A 21,341-nucleotide genomic window follows, 5' to 3' on the forward strand; every position below is an offset into this window, starting at 1 on the left:
ATACCAATACTTTCAAACTCCAGTTATTAGCCGCGCGGTGCGTAGGCAAACACATCGGCACGCATGCGATGCGCATCCATGCCGGCTTCGACCAAGGCGTCGAGCGTGGCATAGATCATGTTCGGCGAGCCGCTGGCATATACATGCACGCTGTTGAGATCGGCGATGTCTTCGCAGACCGCCTCATGCAGCATGCCGCAACGGCCTTCCCAACCGCACAGGTCGCTGACCACCTGGTGCAGGAACAGGTTGGGCAGGCGCTGCCACTCGTCCCAGTGCTCGATCTGGTAGAAGTCCTCGGGCCGACGCACGCCCCAGTACAGGTGCACCGGGTGCTTGAAACCCTGTGCCCGGCAATGCTCGACCAGGCTGTGCATCTGACCCATGCCGGTGCCAGCAGCGATTAGCACCAGCGGCCCATCGGGCAACTCGGCCAGGTGGGTGTCACCGAACGGCATTTCAATGCGCGCCAGGCCGTCGCGCTTGAGCTGCTCGATAAGTTGCAGCGCACTGGGCTCGCGCGCCAGCACATGCAGCTCCAGCTCGCGTCCGGCATGGGGTGCGGAAGCCAGCGAAAACGCCGCCTGCTTGCCGCCTTCGCGCTCGATCATCAGGTACTGCCCCGCGTGATAGCGCGGCGGCCTGCCAGCCGGCGCGCGCAACCGCACGCGCCAGACGTCGCCACCGACCTCGACGCACTCACTGACACTGCACGCCAGTTTGCGCACCGGCAGCTCGCCAAGGGCGAGCACACCATCCCAGAGCAACACGCAGTCCTCCAGCGGTTCGGCAATACAGGTGAACAGCTCGCCATGGTCGCGGACTTCGCCGTCCTGGCGTACCCGGCCTTCGACCAACAACGCGGCGCAGACATGGCAATTGCCATTGCGGCAGCTGTTCGGGCAGTCATAGCCCAGCCGCCGCGCTCCATCCAGGATCCGTTCCCCGGGTTCGAGCGCCAGCACCGCCCCGGACGGCTGCAACGTTACCTGCATCAATCTATTCCCAACTGATCCCACAGCTCATCGATACGGCGGGTGACGGCTTCGTCCTTGACGATGACCCGTCCCCATTCGCGTGTAGTCTCGCCCGGCCACTTGTGCGTGGCATCCAGGCCCATCTTCGACCCCAGCCCGGATACCGGTGACGCGAAGTCCAGGTAGTCGATCGGGGTGTTGTCGATCATCACCGTATCACGCTTGGGGTCCATGCGTGTGGTGATGGCCCAGATCACGTCATTCCAGTCACGGGCATTGATATCGTCATCGGTGACAATAACGAACTTGGTGTACATGAACTGTCGCAGGAACGACCACACACCCAGCATCACGCGCTTGGCGTGGCCCGGGTACTGCTTCTTCATGGTCACCACCGCCATGCGATACGAGCAGCCTTCCGGTGGCAGATAGAAATCGACGATTTCCGGGAACTGCTTCTGCAGGATCGGCACAAACACTTCGTTCAGCGCCACGCCGAGGATCGCCGGCTCATCTGGCGGCCGGCCGGTGTAGGTGCTGTGGTAGATCGGTTTCTGCCGATGGGTGATGCGCTCCACGGTGAACACCGGGAAGCTGTCCACTTCGTTGTAGTAGCCGGTGTGGTCGCCATACGGGCCTTCCGGGGCCATTTCGCCCGGGTGGATCACGCCTTCCAGGATGATTTCGGCGGTGGCCGGTACCTGCAGGTTGCTGCCCCGGCACTTGACCAGTTCGGTGCGGTTGCCACGCAGCAGGCCGGCGAAGGCATACTCGGAGAGGGTGTCCGGCACCGGGGTCACGGCGCCGAGGATGGTGGCCGGGTCGGCGCCCAGGGCCACGGCGACCGGGAACGGCTGGCCAGGGTTCTTCTCACACCATTCGCGGTAGTCCAGGGCGCCGCCACGGTGGCTGAGCCAGCGCATGATGACCTTGTTGCGGCCGATAACCTGCTGGCGGTAGATGCCCAGGTTCTGACGGTCCTTGTTCGGGCCGCGGGTGACGGTAAGGCCCCAGGTGATCAGCGGTGCCACGTCGCCCGGCCAGCAGTGCTGGATTGGCAGAGCGCCGAGGTCGACGTCATCGCCCTCGATGACCACTTCCTGACACACCGCGTCCTTGACCACTTTCGGCGCCATCGACACGACTTTCTTGAAGATCGGAAGCTTGGACCAGGCATCCTTCAGACCCTTCGGCGGCTCGGGCTCCTTGAGGAAGGCCAGCAGCTTGCCGATTTCCCGCAGTTCATCGACCGACTCGGCGCCCATGCCCATGGCCACACGTTCCGGGGTGCCGAACAGGTTGCCCAGCACCGGGATGTCGAAGCCGGTGGGCTTTTCGAACAGCAATGCAGGGCCCTTGGCACGCAAGGTGCGGTCGCAGACCTCGGTCATTTCCAGGACGGGGGAGATCGGAACCTGGATGCGCTTGAGCTCGCCGCGCTGTTCCAGGCCACGGATGAAGTCGCGCAAGTCGCGATACTGCATGCAGAAGCCTCATGTTGGCCGTATCGGTCGGGGGTGCAGAGTGTAGCGCCGTTCAGTACCCAATGGCCAAAAATGACTTGGGGCCGCTTCGCGCCCCATCGCCGGCAAGCCAGCTCCCACAGAGTCCGCACAAGCTTCAAGAGCTGTACAGTACCTGTGGGAGCTGGCTTGCCGGCGATGGGCTGCGAAGCAGCCCCAATCAAATCCGGCCTGAAACGCTTACTTGCGCTTCATCGACAGGAAGAACTCGTCGTTGGTCTTGGTCTGCTTGAGCTTGTCGACCAGGAACTCAATGGCGGCGATTTCGTCCATCGGGTGCAGCAACTTGCGCAGGATCCACATGCGCTGCAGCTCGTCGTCGGCAGTCAGCAGCTCTTCGCGGCGGGTACCGGAGCGGTTGATGTTGATGGCCGGGAACACGCGCTTCTCGGCGATGCGGCGGTCCAGAGGCAGCTCCATGTTGCCGGTGCCCTTGAACTCTTCGTAGATCACTTCGTCCATCTTCGAGCCGGTTTCGACCAGCGCGGTAGCGATGATGGTCAGCGAACCGCCTTCCTCGATGTTACGCGCTGCGCCGAAGAAGCGCTTCGGCTTCTCCAGGGCGTGGGCGTCGACACCACCGGTCAGTACCTTGCCGGAGCTCGGGATCACGGTGTTGTAGGCACGCGCCAGGCGGGTGATCGAGTCCAGCAGGATGACCACGTCCTTCTTGTGCTCGACCAGGCGCTTGGCCTTCTCGATTACCATTTCGGCAACCTGCACGTGGCGGGTTGGCGGCTCGTCGAAGGTGGAGGCAACCACTTCGCCGCGCACGGTGCGCTGCATTTCGGTCACTTCTTCCGGGCGCTCGTCGATCAGCAGGACGATCAAGTGGCACTCGGGGTTGTTACGGGTGATGTTGGCCGCGATGTTCTGCAGCATGATCGTCTTGCCCGCTTTCGGCGGAGCAACGATCAGGCCACGCTGGCCTTTGCCGATCGGGGCGCACAGGTCGATGACGCGGCCGGTCAGGTCTTCGGTGGAGCCGTTACCGGCTTCCATCTTCAGGCGCTTGTTCGGGAACAGCGGCGTCAGGTTTTCGAACAGGATCTTGTTCTTCGCGTTTTCCGGGCGGTCGAAGTTGATGGTGTCGACCTTCAGCAGGGCGAAGTAACGCTCCCCTTCCTTCGGCGGGCGGATCTTGCCGACGATGGTGTCGCCGGTACGCAGGTTGAAGCGGCGGATCTGGCTGGGCGAGACGTAGATATCGTCAGGGCCGGCCAGGTAGGACGCATCAGCCGAACGCAGGAAACCGAAACCATCCTGGAGAATCTCCAGCACGCCGTCACCCGAGATCTCTTCGCCGCTTTTCGCGTGCTTCTTCAGCAGGGCGAAAATCACGTCCTGTTTGCGCGAACGGGCCATGTTTTCGATGCCCATCTGTTCGGCCATTTCCAAAAGATCGGTAATCGGCTTTTGCTTGAGTTCAGTCAGGTTCATAAGGGGAATGACGTAATCATGTAAGAAGGGAGAATTAAGCTTCTGGCTTAATGAGGCCGCGCCGCTAGATGGCGACAAGATCGCGTACTGATTCGAATTAGGGATGCTTCGGCGACGGCGTGTAGAGGGCACTGGAGAAGCAGTGCGAGGCCGAATGTAACACTTGCTTTTTTCTGCGTCTAGTGGTTTTGCCCTGCCATTTTCAGCTGCAACACACCTGCCCGTAGGAGCAGCCTTGTGCTGCGAAGAGGCCATCAACCGCAGCGACAACGTCAGCCTTACCGGCCCTTTCGCAGCACAAGGCTGCTCCTACATGGGCAAGACTGCCTTTGCAGAGGCAAAAAAAACCCCGCATCTGCGGGGCTTTTTTACATCACAGGTGGGCGTCGAGGAACGCGGCCAGCTGCGATTTGGACAGGGCGCCGACCTTGGTGGCTTCGACGTTGCCGTTCTTGAACAGCATCAGCGTCGGGATACCACGCACGCCGTGCTTGGCCGGGGTTTCCTGGTTCTCGTCGATGTTCAGCTTGGCGACGGTCAGCTTGCCCTCGTAGGTGGCAGCGATGTCGTCCAGAACCGGAGCGATCATCTTGCATGGGCCGCACCATTCAGCCCAGTAGTCGACCAGCACCGGGCCTTGAGCCTGCAGTACGTCGGCTTCGAAGCTGGCGTCGGTGACGTGTTTGATTTTGTCGCTCATGGAAATCTCCAAGGTCGTAAGCAATAAAAAACGTTGCCCATCATAGCCGCACCCGTCTCCTACAGGAAGCCGCGGACGATTGAGTGTAACTATAGTTGTGCAAGACGCCACGAATCGAAACTGTCATGCAAACGTCATAGCATCGAATGGCACATTGCCTTGCATCAAGGCCAGCTCAACGGCTGTGTGCCACGCGTTGGCGACAGCCTGCTATCGTGGCACGATTGCCGGGTTAACGACCGAGAACAACCAGATCATGCCGCATACCATCGCGAAGAACTTGTCCCTGATCGCCGCCATCGACCTTGGCTCCAACAGCTTCCACATGGTCGTGGCCAAGGCCCACCATACCGAAATCCGCATTCTCGAGCGGCTCGGCGAGAAGGTTCAACTGGCCGCCGGCATCGACGAAGAACGCATGCTCAGCGAAGAGGCAATGGAACGAGGCCTGGATTGCCTCAAGCGCTTTTCCCAACTGATCAACGGCATGCCGGCAGGCTCCGTGCGCATCGTCGGTACCAACGCCTTGCGCGAAGCGCGCAACCGCAACGAATTCATCCAGCGCGCCGAAGCCATCCTTGGCCACCCGGTCGAGGTGATCTCCGGCCGTGAAGAAGCGCGCCTGATCTACCTGGGCGTGTCGCACACCCTGGCCGACACCCCCGGCAAGCGCCTGGTGGCCGATATCGGCGGCGGCAGTACCGAGTTCATCATCGGCCAGCGCTTCGAGCCGCTGCTGCGCGAAAGCCTTCAGATGGGCTGTGTAAGCTTCACCCAGCGCTACTTCCGCGACGGCAAGATAACCCCGGCCCGCTACGCCCAGGCCTACACCGCCGCGCGCCTGGAGCTGATGAGCATCGAGAATGCCCTGCACCGCCTGACCTGGGACGAGGCCATCGGCTCGTCCGGTACCATTCGTGCCATCGGCGCCGCCATCAAGGCAGGCGGCCTGGGCAATGGCGAGGTCAACGCCGAAGGGCTGGCCTGGGTCAAACGCAAGCTGTTCAAGCTGGGAGAGGTCGACAAGATCGACTTCGAAGGCGTCAAGCCGGACCGCCGCACCATCTTCCCGGCGGGCCTGGCGATTCTCGAAGCGATCTTCGATGCCCTGGAACTGCAGCGCATGGACCACTGCGACGGCGCCCTGCGCGAAGGCGTGCTGTTCGACCTGCTGGGCCGCCACCACCACGAAGACGTGCGCGAACGCACCCTGAACTCGCTGATGGAGCGCTACCACGTGGATCAGGGCCAGGCCGCGCGCGTCGAGCGCAAGGCATTGCACGCCTTCGACCAGGTGGCCGACGCGTGGGACCTCAAAGACGGGAACTGGCGCGATCTACTGGGCTGGGCGGCGAAAGTGCACGAAATCGGCCTGGATATCGCCCACTACCATTACCACAAGCACGGCGCCTACCTGATCGAGCACTCCGACCTGTCGGGCTTCTCCCGCGAGGACCAGCAGATGATGGCCTTGCTGGTACGCGGCCATCGCCGCAACATCCCAAAGGACAAGATCGCCGAACTGGGCGAGGAAGGAGTCAAGCTGCTGCGCCTGTGCGTGCTGCTGCGCTTCGCCATCCTGTTCCACCACATCCGTGGCAATCAGCAGATGCCGAAGGTCGAGCTCAAGGCTGCCGACAGCAGCCTCGATGTCGCCTTCCCGGAGGGCTGGCTGGAACAGAACCAGCTGACCCAGGCCGACTTCGCCAACGAGGCGGAGTGGCTGGCCCGGGTCGGCTTCGTCCTCAGCGTACGTTGAGGACCGGGTTGCTCAGGCGCTCCAGCAGGGTCGCCTGGGCACTGCGCGGGTTCTGGTTGCCGGTCGGCGTGCTGCGCACATAGCGCCCGTCCGGCTGCAGGGTCCAGGCGTGGGTGTTATCGGTCAGGTAGCCTTCCAGCTCCTTCTTCACCCGCAGCAACAGCTTCTTGCCTTCCACCGGGAAGCAGGTTTCGACGCGCTTGTCGAGGTTGCGCTCCATCCAGTCGGCACTGGACAGGTAGATCTGCTCTTCGCCGCCATTGAGGAAGTAGAACACCCGCGTGTGCTCGAGGAAGCGGCCGATGATCGAGCGCACCTGGATGTTGTGCGAAACCCCCGGAATGCCTGGGCGCAGGCAGCACATGCCACGCACCACCAGGTCGATCTTCACGCCCGACTGGCTGGCCTTGTACAGCGCCTTGATGACCTTCGCGTCGGTCAGCGAGTTGAACTTGGCGATGATATGCGCCGGCTTGCCTTCGAGGGCAAACTGGGTTTCCCGCGCGATCATGTCGAGCATGCCCTTCTTCAGGGTGAACGGCGCGTGCAGCAGCTTCTTCATGCGCAGGGTCTTGCCCATGCCGATCAACTGGCTGAACAGCTTGCCGACGTCCTCGGTGAGGGCGTCGTCGGAGGTCAGCAGGCTGTAGTCGGTATACAGGCGGGCGTTGCCGGCGTGGTAGTTACCGGTGCCCAGGTGCGCATAACGCACGATCTCGCCGTGCTCTCGGCGCAGAATCAGCATCATCTTGGCGTGGGTCTTGAAGCCGACCACGCCGTAGATCACCACCGCACCGGCCGCTTGCAGGCGGCTGGCCATCTGCAGGTTGGACTCTTCGTCGAAGCGCGCCCGCAACTCGATCACCGCAGTGACCTCCTTGCCGTTACGCGCCGCGTCCACCAGCGCATCGACGATTTCCGAGTTGGCCCCGGAACGGTACAGGGTCTGGCGCACGGCAAGCACGTGCGGGTCCTTGGCGGCCTGGCGCAGCAGGTCGATCACCGGGGTGAAGGACTCGAACGGGTGCATCAGCAGGATATCCTGCTTGCCGATCACGCTGAATATGTTGTCGGCGTTCTGCAGCAGCTTGGGGATCGCCGGGGTGAACGGCGTGTACTGCAACTCGGGGTGGCTGTCCAGGCCAGTGATGCTGAACAGGCGGGTAAGGTTGACCGGGCCGTTGACCTGGTAAAGCTCGCTTTCGCTGAGGCTGAACTGCTTGAGCAGGTAGTCCGACAGGTGTTTCGGGCAGGTGTCGGCCACCTCCAGGCGAACGGCGTCACCGTAGCGGCGCGAGAACAGCTCGCCGCGCAGCGCGCGGGCCAAGTCATCGACCTCTTCGGAGTCCAGCGCCAGGTCGGCGTTACGGGTCAGGCGGAACTGGTAGCAGCCCTTCACCTTCATGCCCTGGAACAAGTCGTCGGCGTGCGCGTGGATCATCGACGACAGGAACACATAGTTGGCGCCCGGCCCACCCACCTCTTCCGGCACCCGGATGACCCGCGGTAGCAGGCGCGGGGCCGGGATGATCGCCAGGCCCGAATCGCGGCCGAAGGCGTCGACACCCTCGAGCTCGACGATGAAGTTGAGACTCTTGTTCACCAGCAGCGGGAACGGGTGGGTCGGGTCGAGGCCGATCGGGGTGATGATCGGGGCGATTTCGTCGCGGAAGTAGCGGCGCACCCAGGTCTTGAGCTTGGGCGTCCAGTAACGCCGGCGGATGAAGCGGATATGGTGCTTTTCCAGCTCGGGCAGCAGCACGTCGTTGAGGATCGCGTACTGGCGCTCCACTTCGCTGTGCACCAGGTCGCTGATACGCGCCAGCGCCTGGTGCGGCTGCAGGCCGTCGGCACCGGCCTGTTCACGGGCAAAGTTGATCTGCTTCTTCAGGCCGGCGACGCGGATCTCGAAGAATTCGTCGAGGTTGCTGGAGAAGATCAACAGGAACTTGAGGCGTTCGAGCAGCGGGTAGTTCTCGTCCAGCGCCTGCTCCAGCACACGGATATTGAACTGCAGCTGCGAGAGTTCGCGATGAATGTACAGGCTGCTGTCGTCCAGGCCTGGGATGACGATCGCCGGGGCCGGCGCAGGGGCCGGGGCCGCAGTCTCTGCCACCGGTTCGGCAGGCAGGGGCGCTGGCGGCAGGTCTGGCGGGGTCTGCACCATCTCTTCGGGGAGTTCCTGAGCATCCTTGATCGCGACAGGGGTTAGCACTTCATTATTCATCTGGCGTTCCTGAGGACGTTAACGCCCTATCATCTATTGAGCGGCAAGATAAGCGCCCATTATGACGCCTGTGTTACACGCCAGAGCAAGCCGTGGCGCGTGGCTTCTGGCATTCTCCAAGCAGGAATTGTTCATGTCGAGACACATCTGGACACTTTCACGAACGCGCGCGAAGGGGTAGGCTTCGCGTTCATTTCGCCAGCACCTCAGAAAATGCTTCAACAATTCCTGCAGGATTTCGGCTACTTCGCCCTTTTTCTAGGCACCTTCTTCGAAGGCGAGACCATCCTGGTGCTTGCAGGATTCCTTGCGTTCCGCGGTTACATGGACATCAACCTGGTGTGTCTGGTGGCATTTTTCGGCAGTTATGCCGGCGACCAGCTGTGGTACTTCATGGGCCGCCGCCACGGGCGCAGGATCCTGGCGCGCAAGCCACGCTGGCAGGCGATGGGTGACCGGGCGCTGGACCACATCCGTCGCCACCCCGACATCTGGGTACTGAGTTTCCGCTTCGTCTATGGCTTGCGCACGGTCATGCCGGTGGCCATTGGCCTGTCCGGCTACCCGCCACGCCGCTATTTGCTGCTGAACGGTATCGGCGCGGCCATCTGGGCAGTGGCCCTGGGCGCGGCCGCGTATCACTTCGGCGCCATCCTTGAAGGCCTGCTGGGCAACGTGAAGCGCTACGAGCTATGGGTGCTCGGTGGCCTGTTGGCGCTGGGCGGCCTGTTGTGGCTGCGCCGGCGCTTCCGCACGTTGCGCGCGGAGCGCAAGGCGGCGGGCAAAGCCCAGGCCCCAGAGGCTGAGCAGGCTGTAAGCCACGAGGAACAACCAGGTCGGCGGCACGACCACCGCTAGGCCCAGTGCGCCCGCCAGGTAAAGCGCCGGCGCATTTGCCAGCAACCGTACCAACTCCAGGCGTATGGCCCATGGTCGGTTCTCCAGCAGCGCGCCAAGTACGAACAAGCCAAACGCCATCTGCGCCCAGCCAAGTACCAGGGCGGCGATTGGCACGCGCTCGGCCACCTCCATCAGATAGCTGCCTAGCGCCACGTAACCCACGAATTGCGCCGCCACATAGGCCTGCTGCGCACGGCCCAAGGCAACCTCGAACTTGCGAAACAACGCCAGGTCCTGCTTGGCCTGCGGGTAGCGTGCGGCCACATCGGCCGGGCGCCAGCCGGTGGGCATGAACCAGATGCGCAGCTTGTCCCACAGGCTGTCGGTGCGCCGGGCGTCGTGCCAGAGCTGGGCATAGAACTGCAGGTTGGCCCACAGCGGGTTCCAGCTGGCCAGCGGCGTGGTCACCCCGAACACCACCGGCTCGGCTGGGTCCTCCTCTTTGAAGGTGCCGAACAGACGATCCCAGAGAATGAACACGCCGCCGTAATTGCGATCCAAGTAAGCAGGATTTTGCGCATGGTGGACGCGATGGTTGGATGGCGTGATCAACACCCACTCAAGCCAGCCCAGCTTGGGAATGTGCCGGGTATGCACCCAGAACTGGTACAGCAGGTTGAGCGATGCCACCGTGATGAACACCAGCGGCGGCACACCGAGCAACGCCAGCGGCAGGTAGAACAGCCACGAGAAGATGAACCCACTGCTGGTCTGGCGCAGCGCCGTGGTGAGGTTGTACTCCTCGCTCTGATGATGCACCGAATGCGCAGCCCACAGCACGTTGCGCTCGTGGCCAAGACGATGCAGCCAGTAGTAGCAGAAGTCGTACAGGACAAAGGCCAGCAACCACACCCACCAGGCCTGCGGCGGCAGGCGCAGCAACGCCATGTGTTCGAACGCCAGGGCATAGGTCACCAGCCCCACCCCTTTGGTCAGCAACCCGGTACTGGTCGACAGCGCACCGGTGCTGAGGCTGTTGATCGAGTCGGCCAGGGTGAAGTTGCGCTGGCCGCGCACACGGTCGGCCAGCAGTTCGACGGCGATCAGCACGAAGAAGAACGGCACGGCCAGCAGGATCAGGTCCATGGGTACGACCTCAGACGTTATCCGCCAAGATTAGGCCGCGCTTGCAGGAATCCCTATGGCTACATCTGCCAAACTAGAGGACATTTAGCGCCTCGACACTGGAGTAGAAAGCATGACAAAAAAAGTAGCGGTGATTCTTTCCGGCTGTGGCGTTTATGACGGCGCCGAAATCCACGAAAGCGTGATCACCCTGCTGCGCCTCGACCAGCGTGGTGCGCAGGTGCAGTGCTTCGCGCCGAACATTGCGCAGATGCATGTGATCAACCACCTGACCGGCGAGGAAATGCCCGAATCGCGGAATGTGCTGGTGGAGTCGGCGCGCATTGCCCGCGGCGAGGTCAAGGACATCCGCGAGGCCAAGGCCGAAGACTTCGATGCGCTGATCGTGCCGGGCGGTTTCGGGGCGGCGAAGAACCTGTCCAACTTTGCCGTGGAAGGCGCCAACTGCACCGTTAACCCGGATGTGCTGGCCCTGGCCGAAGCCTTTGCCGACGCCTGCAAGCCGGTCGGCCTGATCTGCATCTCGCCGGCGCTGGCGGCGAAGATCTACGGGCCAGGCGTGGTCTGCACTATCGGTACCGACGCTGGCACTGCGGCGGCCGTGCAGAAGATGGGTGGCACTCATGAAGAATGCGATGTGCACGATATTGTCGAGGACACCCAGCGCAAGCTGGTGACCACCCCGGCGTACATGGAGGCCAAGTCGATCAGTGAAGCGGCTGGCGGGATCTACAAGCTGGTGGATCGGGTGCTGGAGCTGACGCACGAATAGGTTCTTGCTGGCACGCGCGGTGTAGGGGCGGCCTTGTGTCGCGATCGGGCCGCGAAGCGGCCCCGGCAATTTATGCGGCGAAGCTGAAAACCTGGGGCCGCGCTGCGGCCCGATCGCGACACAAGGCCGCTCCTACAGGGACCGCGCCTGCCCTCAGGGTTTGGACAACCGGGCGATGATCCGGTCCAGCGCATTGGCAAACGCCTGCTTCTCGCGCTCGCCATAAGGCGCCTGCCCTCCCCCCACCTGGCCCTGCTCGCGCAACTCGGTAAACAAGTTGCGCGCCGCCAGCCGGTCACCCATGTTGCGTTCGTCGAACTCGCGCCCGCGGGGGTCCAGCGCCGCCACGCCCTTTTTCACCAGGCGGTCGGCCAGCGGCACGTCACTGCAGATCACCAACTCACCAGGCACGGCGTGCTCCACCAGGTAATCGTCGGCTGCGTCCATGCCGCTGGGTACCACGATCAGGCGCACGATAGCGAACGCCGGCTTGGCCACAGCCTGGCCCGCCACCATCACTACCTCGAACTTGCGCTTGAGGGCGAACTTGACGATCAGATCCTTGGCTGCCTTGGGGCAGGCGTCGGCATCGATCCACACACGCATCGGAAAACCTCGCAATCAGCTTGAGGCCCCCATCATGCCTCAAGCGCAACGAAAGCTGCAGCAGCCACCCATGGGCGCTGGAAAAATGGCGCCAATATTTCAATTGCCGCTTATCCGACCTCGCCACTCAGGCTACACTCGCCACAGCCCCGCTGGCCTGCCCGAGTGCGCAATGAACCACCCCCACGAAATCCGCCCCGACCTGGACGAAGGCATCGACCGCAAGGTCCTGGCGACATTGCGTGCGCGCTTCCTGCGGCTCAACCAGGGCCGGCTGCAGCGGGCCCTGGAGGGCCTGTCGACGCGCCAGCAACAGGTGCTGACACTGCTGCCGCTGCTGTTTCATGTGAACCACCCGCTGCTGCCAGGCTATGTTTCCGGGAGCACTCCTGCCGGCGTATCGGGCTACGAGCCAGGCGCCGATCTTGTAGTCGAGGCACAGCGTCTTGCCCGCTCGTTCACCTACAAGGCCCGCCATGGCAACCCACCGCGGCCGATCCACGGCCTGTTCCTGATGGGCAGCCTGGGCTCACTGGCCCAAGCCGAGCAAAGCGACATGGACCTGTGGGTTTGCCACGCCCCGGGCCTGGCCGATGAGCTGCTGGACGAACTGCGCCGCAAATGCCAGCTGCTTGAGGCATGGGCGGAAAGCCTGGGTGCCGAGGCGCACTTCTTCCTGATCGACACGCAAGGTTTCGCCCAAGGCCAGCGCGAAGGCCAGCTCGGCTCCGACGATTGCGGCACCACCCAGCACTATCTGCTGCTGGACGAGTTCTACCGCACCACTATCTGGCTGGCCGGGCGCACGCCACTGTGGTGGCTGGTGCCGGTCTACCAGGAACACGATTACCACACCTATACCCAGACCCTGCTGTCCAAGCGTTTCATCCGCAGCCAGGACGCCCTCGATCTCGGCAACCTGGCGCACATCCCGCCCGGCGAGTTCGTCGGCGCCGGCTTGTGGCAGCTGTTCAAAGGCATCGACTCGCCCTACAAGTCGCTGCTCAAGCTGCTGCTGACCGAGGCCTATGCCAGCGAGCACCCCACCGTTCGCTGCCTGAGCCTGGACTACAAGCAGGCAGTGTTCGCCAACCAGCTAGACCTCGACGAGCTGGACCCCTACGTGATGGTGTACCGGCGCATCGAGCGCTACCTGCTGCAGCGTGGCGAACACGCGCGCCTGGAGCTGGTGCGGCGCAGCCTGTACCTGAAGGTGAACAAGAAACTCAGCGACCCGACCCGGGCCAATGGCTGGCAACGCCGGCTGTTGCAGCGCCTGGCCGACGAATGGGGTTGGGACGAGCGCCAGCTGGCCCTGCTGGACAGTCGCAATCAATGGAAGGTGCAGCAGGTTGCCATCGAGCGCCGTGAACTGGTGGCCGAACTGAACCATAGCTACCGATTTCTCAGCCAGTTCGCTCGCACCCAGAACGCCAGCAGCCGCGCCGACCAACGCGATCTCAATGTGCTGGGCCGGCGCCTTTACGCCGCCTTCGAGCGCCGTGCCGGCAAGGTCGAAGTCATCAACCCCGGTATCGCCCCGGACCTGGCCGAAGGCACCCTGACCCTGGTACAAGCGCCTAATCGCAAGGAGCCCGGCAGCCATCACTGGGAGCTGTACACCGGCAACCTGAGCCCCCATGAGGTGGACCATTTCAGCCCGCTCAAGCGCTGCCGCGAGCTGCTCGAGTTGCTGACCTGGGCTTATCGCAACGGGGTGATCGACAGCAGCACGCGCCTGGCGCTGCACCCGGGTGTCAGCGACCTCAGCGAATTCGAGCTGTTCAACCTGATCGGCTGCCTGCAGCAAAGCATTCCCCTGCCCTTGCCGACCGTCAGCGAGGTGCGCTTGTTGCAGCCGAGCGTTGCCGACGAGGTGCTGTTGCTGGTCAACGTCGCCATCGACCCGCTGCGCCACCACCGCGACCTGAACATCCTGATGACCACCGAGCGCACCGACTCTTTGAGCTACGCAGGCGTGCGCGAAAACCTGGTCCTGACCCTGGACCAGGTCATCCTCAACAGCTGGAACGAAGTACTGGTCCAGCGCTATGACGGCGAGCACGCACTGGTGCGCTGCCTGCGCGACTTCCTCAACAGCCCCGTGCCGCGCGGACACCGGCCGAAGGTGCGGGTGCGTTGCTTCTGCCAGAGCCGCGCCCAGGCCATAGGCCAACGCGTGGAGGAAATATTCGACACCGTACAACTGCTGCTGGACCAGGGCCTGAACCACCGCTACCTGCTGCAGGTGGCCCAGCACACCCATGTGCTGGAGCTGATGCCCGGGCATGTCGGCCTCACCACCTTGGCCGAGCATGAGGCACTGCTGAACCACCTGGGCGAAGAACGCAGCGCCTACAGCCCACTGTACCTGGATGCCAACGCCCTGCAGGACCACGACCTGCACCTGGTGCTGGAGCAAGGCCGGCCTTTCTGCATCCAGGTGTTCTACCGCCTGCAGGGTGGCTGGGCCGAGTTGTACGTGCTGGATGAATACAATGCCCTGTGGCAGCAACGCCTGCCGCTGCACGACGAAGCTCACTTGCTGTTGCCGCTGCAGCGTTTTCTGCGCTCGGTGGTGATGCGCCGTGATGCCCGGCTACCGCTGGACACCCAGCGCGCGGCTTCACTGGACATCCACTACGCGCAACTGTTGCCTTCCGGGCCAGGCAAGGCGCGCAGCATCGAGCCGCGCCAGGCGCCGGCCGAGGGTAGCGACCAGCCTTACTATGAGGTGCAGGCGATCATCCAGGCCGGGGTGGCAGGCGCGGCGCACGTGACGCTGTATTGCGACCAGCAGGAGTTTTCCGAACTGGAGCATGGTGAGCAGTTGTATGCGGTGGTGGCCCGGCAGATCATCGGGCAGCGACGTGGTGCAGGGCAGTACCGCTGTTACATCACGGACCTGGATTTGTCCGAGTTGCTGGATGACCAGCTGGGGTCGACGCAGCTGTACCTGCGCTACAAGCGGGAGCTGGAGCAGGCTTTGAACGAGGGGTTGGAGCAGGTTTTGGCGCAAGAGGCTTGAATTGCCGGGGGCGCGTTGCGCCCCTTTCGCGACACAAGGCCGCTCCTACAGGGAATGCGTAATCCTGTAGGAGCGGCCTTGTGTCGCGATGGGCCGCAAAGCGGCCCCCTAGCCCTTACAGGTCAAAATCGCCCGCCGCTTCCGGCTGGTATTCCACTTCCAGCAGCTTCAGCTTGAGGGTCTTGCCCCCCGGGGCCGGCCAGTCGATCTGTTCGCCCACCGACAACCCCAGCAAGGCGCAACCGATCGGCGCCAGGATCGAGACCTTGCCTTCCGGCCCGGCATCCTTCGGGTATACCAGGGTCAGGTGGTAGTCCTTGCCGCTGGCTTCCTCACGGCAGTGCACACGCGAGTTCATGGTCACCACGCCAGCCGGGACTTCCTCGTGACCGACCACCTGCTCGGCGCGGTCCAGCTCGCCCTGCAGGGCGAGCACACCCGGCGTACTCTCGTCGAGGCTGTCGATCAGACGCTCCAGACGTTGTACGTCCAATCGGGTGAGGATGAGGGAAGGCTTGGTGCTCATGATCCAGTCAGACTCCTTTGAACAGGCGGTTTTCATCGTGCAGATAAAGCAAAACCCCGCCCAAGGGCGGGGTTTGTGAAGGCTTTGGCGTCACCGACGCAGAACCCGACGTTACCACAGCCGGGTAAATACTCAAGCCCCTGCGATCAGTGTGCCTTAGCCTGGTCGCGCAGGGCCTGGGCCTCGCGGCAAATCTGCCGGCGCCGTTCGTCATCGGCCGAACGCCATTCACGGATATGCTCGACATGCCGGTGGCAACCTGTGCACACCCGCTGTTCGTCCAGCCGGCAAACGCTGATGCACGGCGACGGCACGGCGGGGCTGACGTTGCTGTAGAGCGGTTTGGGCGGCCGGGCCTGGGTACTGCTCATGTCAGATCTCGTCGAAGTCCAGCTTCTCGCCGGCCCGCTCCCATACGATGCGCTCGAGCATTTCGCCCAGCAGCTCCTCGCTCTTCTCGCACACCCATTTGCCGCTTTCTTCGTCGTAGTCGAAGTGGAAACCGCCGGAACGGTCGGCCAACCACAGCTGGCGCAGCGGCTCCTGGCGGCTGAAGATCAGCGTGCTGCCATTGTCGAACTTGATGGTCAGGACACCAGCGGAGTTCTCCATGTCCAGATCCAGGCCGCTCTCGTCGAACAGGTCTTCCAGGGCCTGTTGGGTCGCGTCGACCAGATCATGGAAACGCGCTTCACTCAAACTCATTGCAGGAACCTCGAAATTGGCTGCGTTACAGGCAAGCCCGGCAAGATACGGGCGCTTGCCGCCGAATGCAAAGGTTTAGCCGCTACCTTCACTGGCATGAACTCAAAGCCAGCGCAGTACCTGTGGGAGCGGGCATGCCCGCGAATCAGGTGCCGCGGTGTGTGGCACCGGCTTTGCCGGTGTTCGCGGGCACGCCCGCTCCCACAGGTACTGCGAAAGGGCCCTTGCAGGCGGTAAGAATAGCCCGCCCGGCGGGCCGGCCCTTGCATAGGCAAGCCGTCGGTCGCTCGGTATACTCGGGCGCAATACTGCATATTTCTAAGGATTTCACCCATGAAGCGCCTGATTTCCTCCCTCGCGGCGCTGGTCGCTGTTGCCTGCCTCGTTTCGGCCTGCGGCCAGAAAGGCCCGCTGTACCTGCCTGAAGATGGCAAGGACGGCAAAGCCAGCCACAAGTCGCACCAGTACCAGCCAAAAGCCAAGCCGGCCCCGACGCAGGAGCAGCAACCCGAACTGCAGTCCGAGCCCGAGCAGTCGCCAGCGCAGTAAGGAAACCAGATGAACGCTTTCAACTACCGCGACGGCGAGCTGTTCGCGGAAGGCGTGGGCCTGTCGGCCATCGCCGAACGCTACGGCACCCCTACCTACGTGTATTCGCGCGCCCACATCGAGGCCCAGTACCGTAGCTACGCCGATGCACTGCAAGGCACCGAGCACCTGGTATGTTTCGCGGTCAAGGCCAACTCCAACCTTGGCGTGCTGAACGTGCTGGCACGCCTGGGCGCAGGCTTTGACATCGTCTCTGGCGGTGAGCTGGAGCGCGTGCTGGCCGCTGGCGGCCGTGCCGACCGCGTGGTGTTCTCCGGTGTCGGCAAGACCCGCGACGACATGCGCCGTGCCCTGGAAGTCGGGGTGCACTGCTTCAACGTCGAATCCACCGACGAACTGGAGCGCCTGCAAGTGGTGGCCGCCGAGATGGGCAAGGTTGCCCCGGTCTCGCTGCGGGTCAACCCGGACGTCGACGCCGGTACCCACCCGTACATCTCCACCGGCCTGAAAGAGAACAAGTTCGGCATCGCCATCGCCGACGCCGAGGCCATCTACGTGCGGGCCGCGCAGTTGCCGAACCTGGAAGTGGTCGGTGTCGACTGCCACATCGGTTCGCAACTGACCACCGTCGAGCCTTTCCTCGATGCCCTTGACCGCCTGCTGGTGCTGGTCGACCGCCTGGCCGAGTGCGGCATCCATCTGCGCCACCTGGACCTGGGTGGCGGTGTCGGCGTGCGTTACCGCGATGAGGAGCCGCCGCTGGTGGCCGACTACATCAAGGCGATCCGCGAGCGCGTCGGCGACCGCGACCTGGCCCTGGTGTTCGAGCCGGGCCGCTACATCGTGGCCAACGCCGGCGTCCTGCTGACCCGCGTGGAATACCTCAAGCACACCGAACACAAGGACTTCGCCATCATCGATGCGGCGATGAACGACCTGATCCGCCCGGCCCTGTACCAGGCCTGGATGGGTGTCAGCGCGGTCAAGCCACGCGCAGGCGAAGGCCGTGCCTACGACCTGGTCGGCCCGATCTGCGAGACCGGCGACTTCCTCGGCAAGGACCGCGTGCTGAACCTGGCCGAAGGTGACCTGCTGGCCGTACAGTCCGCGGGCGCCTATGGTTTTGTCATGAGCTCCAACTACAACACCCGTGGCCGTTGCGCTGAAATCCTGGTCGACGGCGACCAGGCCTTCGAAGTACGCCGCCGCGAGACCATCGCCGAATTGTACGCTGGCGAAAGCCTGCTGCCGGAGTAAGCCCATGCTGCTGCGTTTTACCAAGATGCATGGGCTGGGCAACGACTTCATGGTCCTCGACCTGGTCAGCCAGCACGCGCACATCCAGCCCAAGCACGCCAAGCAATGGGGTGACCGCCACACCGGCATCGGCTTCGACCAGTTGCTGATCGTCGAGGCGCCGAACAACCCGGAAGTGGACTTCCGCTACCGCATCTTCAATGCCGACGGCTCCGAGGTCGAGCAGTGCGGCAACGGTGCGCGCTGCTTCGCCCGCTTCGTGCTGGACAAGCGCCTGACCGCGAAAAAGCGCATCCGCGTGGAAACCAAGAGCGGCATCATCGAGCTGGACGTGCAGAACGACGGCCAGATCAGTGTCGACATGGGCCCACCGCGCTTCATCCCTGCCGAAATCCCCTTCGTCGCCGACGAGCAGGCGCTGAACTACCCACTGGAAGTCGACGGCCAGGTGCATTCGATTGCCGCCGTGTCCATGGGGAACCCACATGCCGTGCTGCGTGTCGACGACGTGCGTACCGCTCCTGTGCATGAGCTGGGCCCGAAGATCGAAAACCACCCACGCTTCCCGCAGCGGGTAAATGCCGGCTTCCTCCAGGTCATCGACCGCCACCGCGCCAACCTGCGTGTGTGGGAACGTGGTGCGGGCGAAACCCAGGCCTGCGGCACCGGCGCCTGCGCCGCCGCCGTGGCGGCGATCAGCCAGGGCTGGATGGACTCCCCGGTATCCCTCGACCTGCCCGGTGGCCGCCTGCACATCGAATGGGCCGGCCCCGGCAAGCCCGTGCTGATGACTGGCCCAGCCGTACGCGTCTACGAAGGACAGGTTCGTCTCTAAGCGAGTAACCGCCATGACCGATCAGCCCCAGGTTGTACCCCAGCAGTCCGCCGAGCTCGATGCCGAAGCGGTGGTCGCCTACCTGCGCGCCCACCCCACCTTTTTCGCCGAGCACGACGAGTTGCTGATCGAACAGCGCATCCCTCACCAGCGTGGCGACAGCGTGTCGCTGGTGGAGCGCCAGCTCAAGTTGCTGCGCGACCGTAACATCGAGATGCGTCACCGTCTGTCGCAACTGATGGACGTGGCCCGCGACAACGATCGGCTTTTCGACAAGACCCGCCGGCTGATCCTCGACCTGCTCGACGCTGGCAGCCTGGAGGAAGTGGTGATGGCAGTCGAAGACAGCCTGCGCCAGGAATTCCAGGTGCCCTTCGTCAGCCTGATCCTGTTCGGCGAAAACGTCGCGCCGGTCGGGCGCTGGGTGAGCAACGCCGAAGCGCAGCAGGCCATCGGTGCCCTGCTGGGCGGCGGCAAGACGGTCAGCGGCAACCTGCGCGAGCACGAGCTGGCATTCCTGTTCGGTGAAGAACAGCGCCGGGAAGTGGGCTCCAGCGCCGTGGCTGCCCTGGAACACCAAGGCCTGCACGGGGTGCTGGCCATCGGCAGCCGCGACCCGCAACACTACAAGAGCAGCGTCGGTACCTTGTTCCTTGGCTACATTGCCGAGGTGCTTGGCCGCGTTGTGCCACGCGTTACCCAGACCCTGCGCCCGGTACGCTGATGGAACGCCAGCTGGAGGCTTATTGCGCACACCTGCGCAACGAGCGCCAGGTGTCCGAGCACACCTTGCTGGGCTACCGTCGCGACCTGGACAAGGTGGTCGCCTACTGCAAAGAACATGGCATTACCGGTTGGGAGGCGCTGCAGATCCAGCAGCTGCGCCAGCTGATCGCCCGCCAGCACCACCACGGCCAGTCCTCGCGCAGCCTGGCCCGGCTGCTGTCGGCGGTGCGTGGCCTGTACCGCTATCTCAACCGCGAAGGCCTGTGCCAGCACGACCCGGCCAGCGGCCTGAGCCCGCCCAAGGGCGAACGCCGGCTGCCCAAGGTGCTGGACACCGACCGCGCCCTGCAACTGCTGGATGGCGGTGTCGACGATGACTTCATCGCCCGTCGTGACCAGGCCATCCTCGAACTGTTCTATTCGTCGGGCCTGCGCCTGTCCGAGCTGACCAACCTCGACCTCGATCACCTCGACCTCGCAGCCGGCCTGGTGCAGGTGCTGGGCAAAGGCGGCAAGGCCCGCGTGCTGCCGGTCGGCCGCAAGGCCCGCGAGGCATTGCAGGCCTGGTACCGCCTGCGCGGCATCGGCAACCCGCGCGACCGCGCGGTTTTCATCACCCGCCAAGGCAACCGCATCAGCCCACGGGCCGTTCAGCAACGGGTGAAGGCGGCCGGTGAGCGCGAGCTGGGCCAGCACCTGCACCCGCACATGCTTCGCCATTCCTTCGCCAGCCACGTGCTGGAATCGTCCCAGGACCTGCGCGCGGTGCAGGAGATGCTCGGCCACGCCGACATCGGCACCACGCAGATCTACACCCACCTGGACTTCCAGCACCTGGCCGCGGTGTACGACAGCGCCCACCCTCGGGCCAAACGCAGCAAAGGCACAGACTCATGAGCATCAAGCTGATCACCTTCGACCTCGACGACACCCTGTGGGATACCGCGCCGGTGATTGCCAGCGCGGAAGTCGTGCTGCGCGACTGGCTCGAAGCCAACGCCCCGATCCTTGGCGGCGTACCGGTGGAGCACCTGTTCGCCATTCGCGAGCGCCTGGTACAAGCCGAACCCGGCCTGAAGCACCGTATCAGCGCCCTGCGTCGACGGGTGCTGTTTCATGCCCTGGAAGAAGTCGGCTACAGCGAAAAACATGCGCAGGAGCTGGCCAACGAAGGTTTCGAAGTATTCCTGCATGCCCGCCACCAGGTGGAGATTTTCCCGGAGGTGCAGCCGGTGCTGGAGATCCTGCGCCATCACTACACCTTGGGCGTGGTCACCAACGGCAATGCCGACGTAAGCCGGCTGGGGCTGGCGGACTATTTCCGCTTTGCCCTGTGTGCCGAAGACCTCGGCATCGGCAAGCCGGACCCGGCGCCGTTCCTCGAAGCCCTGCGCCGCGGTGACGTGGAGGCCAGCGCAGCGGTGCACATCGGTGACCACCCGGGCGATGACATTGCCGGCGCCCAGCGCGCCGGGCTGCGGGCGGTGTGGTTCAACCCCCAGGGCAAGGCGTGGGTAGGCGAACAGGCGCCTGATGCCGAGATCCAGCGCCTGTCGCAGTTACCCGACATCCTCGCGCGCTGGCGCTGACAGGCGCCGCTTCGCGGCCCATTCGCGGGCACGCCCGCTCCCACAGGTTTACTGCCCTCTCAGCTTCTGCGCGATCCCAGTGGGAGCGGGCGAGCCCGCGAAGAGGCCGGTACAGGCAACACAAAACAGACAGGCA

General features: G+C 63.7%; 19 protein-coding genes and 1 pseudogene. 10 read left to right on the top strand and 10 right to left on the bottom strand.

The window, feature by feature from the left end:
* Nucleotides 1–26: 26 nt before the first annotated feature.
* The 4 genes from GEV38_RS26390 to trxA form a co-directional block, all read right to left on the bottom strand.
* Nucleotides 27–995 carry a CDP-6-deoxy-delta-3,4-glucoseen reductase gene (locus tag GEV38_RS26390; protein WP_013974732.1) on the bottom strand — a complete coding sequence of 323 codons (969 nt, stop codon included), beginning with the start codon at nucleotides 993–995 and terminating at the stop codon, nucleotides 27–29.
* Complete coding sequence (gene ubiD, locus GEV38_RS26395) at nucleotides 995–2,461, bottom strand: 4-hydroxy-3-polyprenylbenzoate decarboxylase (protein WP_013974733.1); 1,467 nt, start codon at nucleotides 2,459–2,461, stop codon at nucleotides 995–997. The genes GEV38_RS26390 and ubiD overlap by 1 nt, the downstream gene beginning before the upstream one ends.
* A gap of 219 nt (nucleotides 2,462–2,680) precedes the next feature.
* Nucleotides 2,681–3,940 carry a transcription termination factor Rho gene (rho, locus tag GEV38_RS26400; protein WP_003253661.1) on the bottom strand — a complete coding sequence of 420 codons (1,260 nt, stop codon included), beginning with the start codon at nucleotides 3,938–3,940 and terminating at the stop codon, nucleotides 2,681–2,683.
* 373 nt (nucleotides 3,941–4,313) lie between these two features.
* Nucleotides 4,314–4,640 carry a thioredoxin TrxA gene (gene trxA / locus GEV38_RS26405; protein WP_012274768.1) on the bottom strand — a complete coding sequence of 109 codons (327 nt, stop codon included), beginning with the start codon at nucleotides 4,638–4,640 and terminating at the stop codon, nucleotides 4,314–4,316.
* Nucleotides 4,641–4,896: 256 nt separating this feature from the next.
* On the opposite strand from trxA, the gene ppx reads away from it, so the two are divergent.
* Nucleotides 4,897–6,399 carry an exopolyphosphatase gene (gene ppx / locus GEV38_RS26410; RefSeq protein WP_004375529.1) on the top strand — a complete coding sequence of 501 codons (1,503 nt, stop codon included), beginning with the start codon at nucleotides 4,897–4,899 and terminating at the stop codon, nucleotides 6,397–6,399.
* Here ppx and ppk1 read toward each other — a convergent pair.
* A complete protein-coding gene (gene ppk1, locus GEV38_RS26415; protein WP_013974735.1) occupies nucleotides 6,386–8,626 on the bottom strand; it encodes a polyphosphate kinase 1 in 2,241 nt (746 codons plus the stop codon). The genes ppx and ppk1 overlap by 14 nt on opposite strands.
* 213 nt (nucleotides 8,627–8,839) lie before the next feature.
* Here ppk1 and GEV38_RS26420 point away from each other — a divergent pair, with 213 nt between their 5' ends.
* A complete protein-coding gene (locus GEV38_RS26420) occupies nucleotides 8,840–9,484 on the top strand; it encodes a DedA family protein (RefSeq protein WP_015272245.1) in 645 nt (214 codons plus the stop codon).
* Between the two features lie 501 nt (nucleotides 9,485–9,985).
* Here GEV38_RS26420 and GEV38_RS27870 read toward each other — a convergent pair.
* Nucleotides 9,986–10,612, bottom strand: a pseudogene (locus GEV38_RS27870) (sterol desaturase family protein); the annotation flags it as partial.
* A 112-nt stretch (nucleotides 10,613–10,724) separates the two neighbouring features.
* On the opposite strand from GEV38_RS27870, the gene elbB reads away from it, so the two are divergent.
* A complete protein-coding gene (gene elbB, locus GEV38_RS26430) occupies nucleotides 10,725–11,384 on the top strand; it encodes an isoprenoid biosynthesis glyoxalase ElbB (RefSeq protein WP_004375530.1) in 660 nt (219 codons plus the stop codon).
* 153 nt (nucleotides 11,385–11,537) lie between these two features.
* On the opposite strand, the gene GEV38_RS26435 is transcribed toward elbB, so the two are convergent.
* Nucleotides 11,538–11,990: a YaiI/YqxD family protein gene (locus GEV38_RS26435; protein ID WP_013974739.1), complete on the bottom strand. Its 453-nt coding sequence runs from the start codon at nucleotides 11,988–11,990 to the stop codon at nucleotides 11,538–11,540.
* Nucleotides 11,991–12,162: 172 nt separating this feature from the next.
* On the opposite strand from GEV38_RS26435, the gene GEV38_RS26440 reads away from it, so the two are divergent.
* Nucleotides 12,163–15,018 carry a class I adenylate cyclase gene (locus GEV38_RS26440; RefSeq protein WP_054573425.1) on the top strand — a complete coding sequence of 952 codons (2,856 nt, stop codon included), beginning with the start codon at nucleotides 12,163–12,165 and terminating at the stop codon, nucleotides 15,016–15,018.
* Nucleotides 15,019–15,133: 115 nt separating this feature from the next.
* Here GEV38_RS26440 and rnk read toward each other — a convergent pair whose 3' ends face one another.
* From rnk to cyaY, 3 genes are all read right to left on the bottom strand, one after another.
* A complete protein-coding gene (gene rnk, locus GEV38_RS26445) occupies nucleotides 15,134–15,544 on the bottom strand; it encodes a nucleoside diphosphate kinase regulator (RefSeq protein WP_023661830.1) in 411 nt (136 codons plus the stop codon).
* Nucleotides 15,545–15,690: 146 nt separating this feature from the next.
* Nucleotides 15,691–15,915 carry a DUF1289 domain-containing protein gene (locus GEV38_RS26450; RefSeq protein WP_013974742.1) on the bottom strand — a complete coding sequence of 75 codons (225 nt, stop codon included), beginning with the start codon at nucleotides 15,913–15,915 and terminating at the stop codon, nucleotides 15,691–15,693.
* Between the two features lies 1 nt (nucleotide 15,916).
* Nucleotides 15,917–16,249 (bottom strand): iron donor protein CyaY, encoded by a 333-nt coding sequence (cyaY, locus tag GEV38_RS26455; protein ID WP_004375540.1) that lies wholly within the window; start codon nucleotides 16,247–16,249, stop codon nucleotides 15,917–15,919.
* Nucleotides 16,250–16,582: 333 nt separating this feature from the next.
* Here cyaY and GEV38_RS26460 point away from each other — a divergent pair, with 333 nt between their 5' ends.
* The 6 genes from GEV38_RS26460 to GEV38_RS26485 are packed head-to-tail and all read left to right on the top strand — an operon-like array spanning nucleotide 16,583 to nucleotide 21,205.
* The gene (locus GEV38_RS26460) at nucleotides 16,583–16,798 is read left to right on the top strand and encodes a lipoprotein (RefSeq protein WP_004375542.1); all 216 of its coding nucleotides are present in this window, start codon (nucleotides 16,583–16,585) and stop codon (nucleotides 16,796–16,798) included.
* A 9-nt stretch (nucleotides 16,799–16,807) separates the two neighbouring features.
* Nucleotides 16,808–18,055 (top strand): diaminopimelate decarboxylase, encoded by a 1,248-nt coding sequence (lysA, locus tag GEV38_RS26465; RefSeq protein WP_013974743.1) that lies wholly within the window; start codon nucleotides 16,808–16,810, stop codon nucleotides 18,053–18,055.
* A 4-nt stretch (nucleotides 18,056–18,059) separates the two neighbouring features.
* Complete coding sequence (gene dapF, locus GEV38_RS26470) at nucleotides 18,060–18,890, top strand: diaminopimelate epimerase (protein WP_013974744.1); 831 nt, start codon at nucleotides 18,060–18,062, stop codon at nucleotides 18,888–18,890.
* A 13-nt stretch (nucleotides 18,891–18,903) separates the two neighbouring features.
* Nucleotides 18,904–19,614 carry a DUF484 family protein gene (locus tag GEV38_RS26475; protein WP_054573426.1) on the top strand — a complete coding sequence of 237 codons (711 nt, stop codon included), beginning with the start codon at nucleotides 18,904–18,906 and terminating at the stop codon, nucleotides 19,612–19,614.
* Entirely contained in the window at nucleotides 19,614–20,513 is a 900-nt protein-coding gene (xerC, locus tag GEV38_RS26480; protein WP_015272253.1) for a tyrosine recombinase XerC, read from the top strand. The genes GEV38_RS26475 and xerC overlap by 1 nt, the downstream gene beginning before the upstream one ends.
* Nucleotides 20,510–21,205 carry an HAD family hydrolase gene (locus tag GEV38_RS26485; RefSeq protein WP_013974747.1) on the top strand — a complete coding sequence of 232 codons (696 nt, stop codon included), beginning with the start codon at nucleotides 20,510–20,512 and terminating at the stop codon, nucleotides 21,203–21,205. The genes xerC and GEV38_RS26485 overlap by 4 nt, the downstream gene beginning before the upstream one ends.
* Nucleotides 21,206–21,341: the final 136 nt, after the last annotated feature.

This window comes from Pseudomonas sp. 13159349, from assembly GCF_013305685.1.
GTDB lineage: Bacteria > Pseudomonadota > Gammaproteobacteria > Pseudomonadales > Pseudomonadaceae > Aquipseudomonas > Aquipseudomonas asiatica.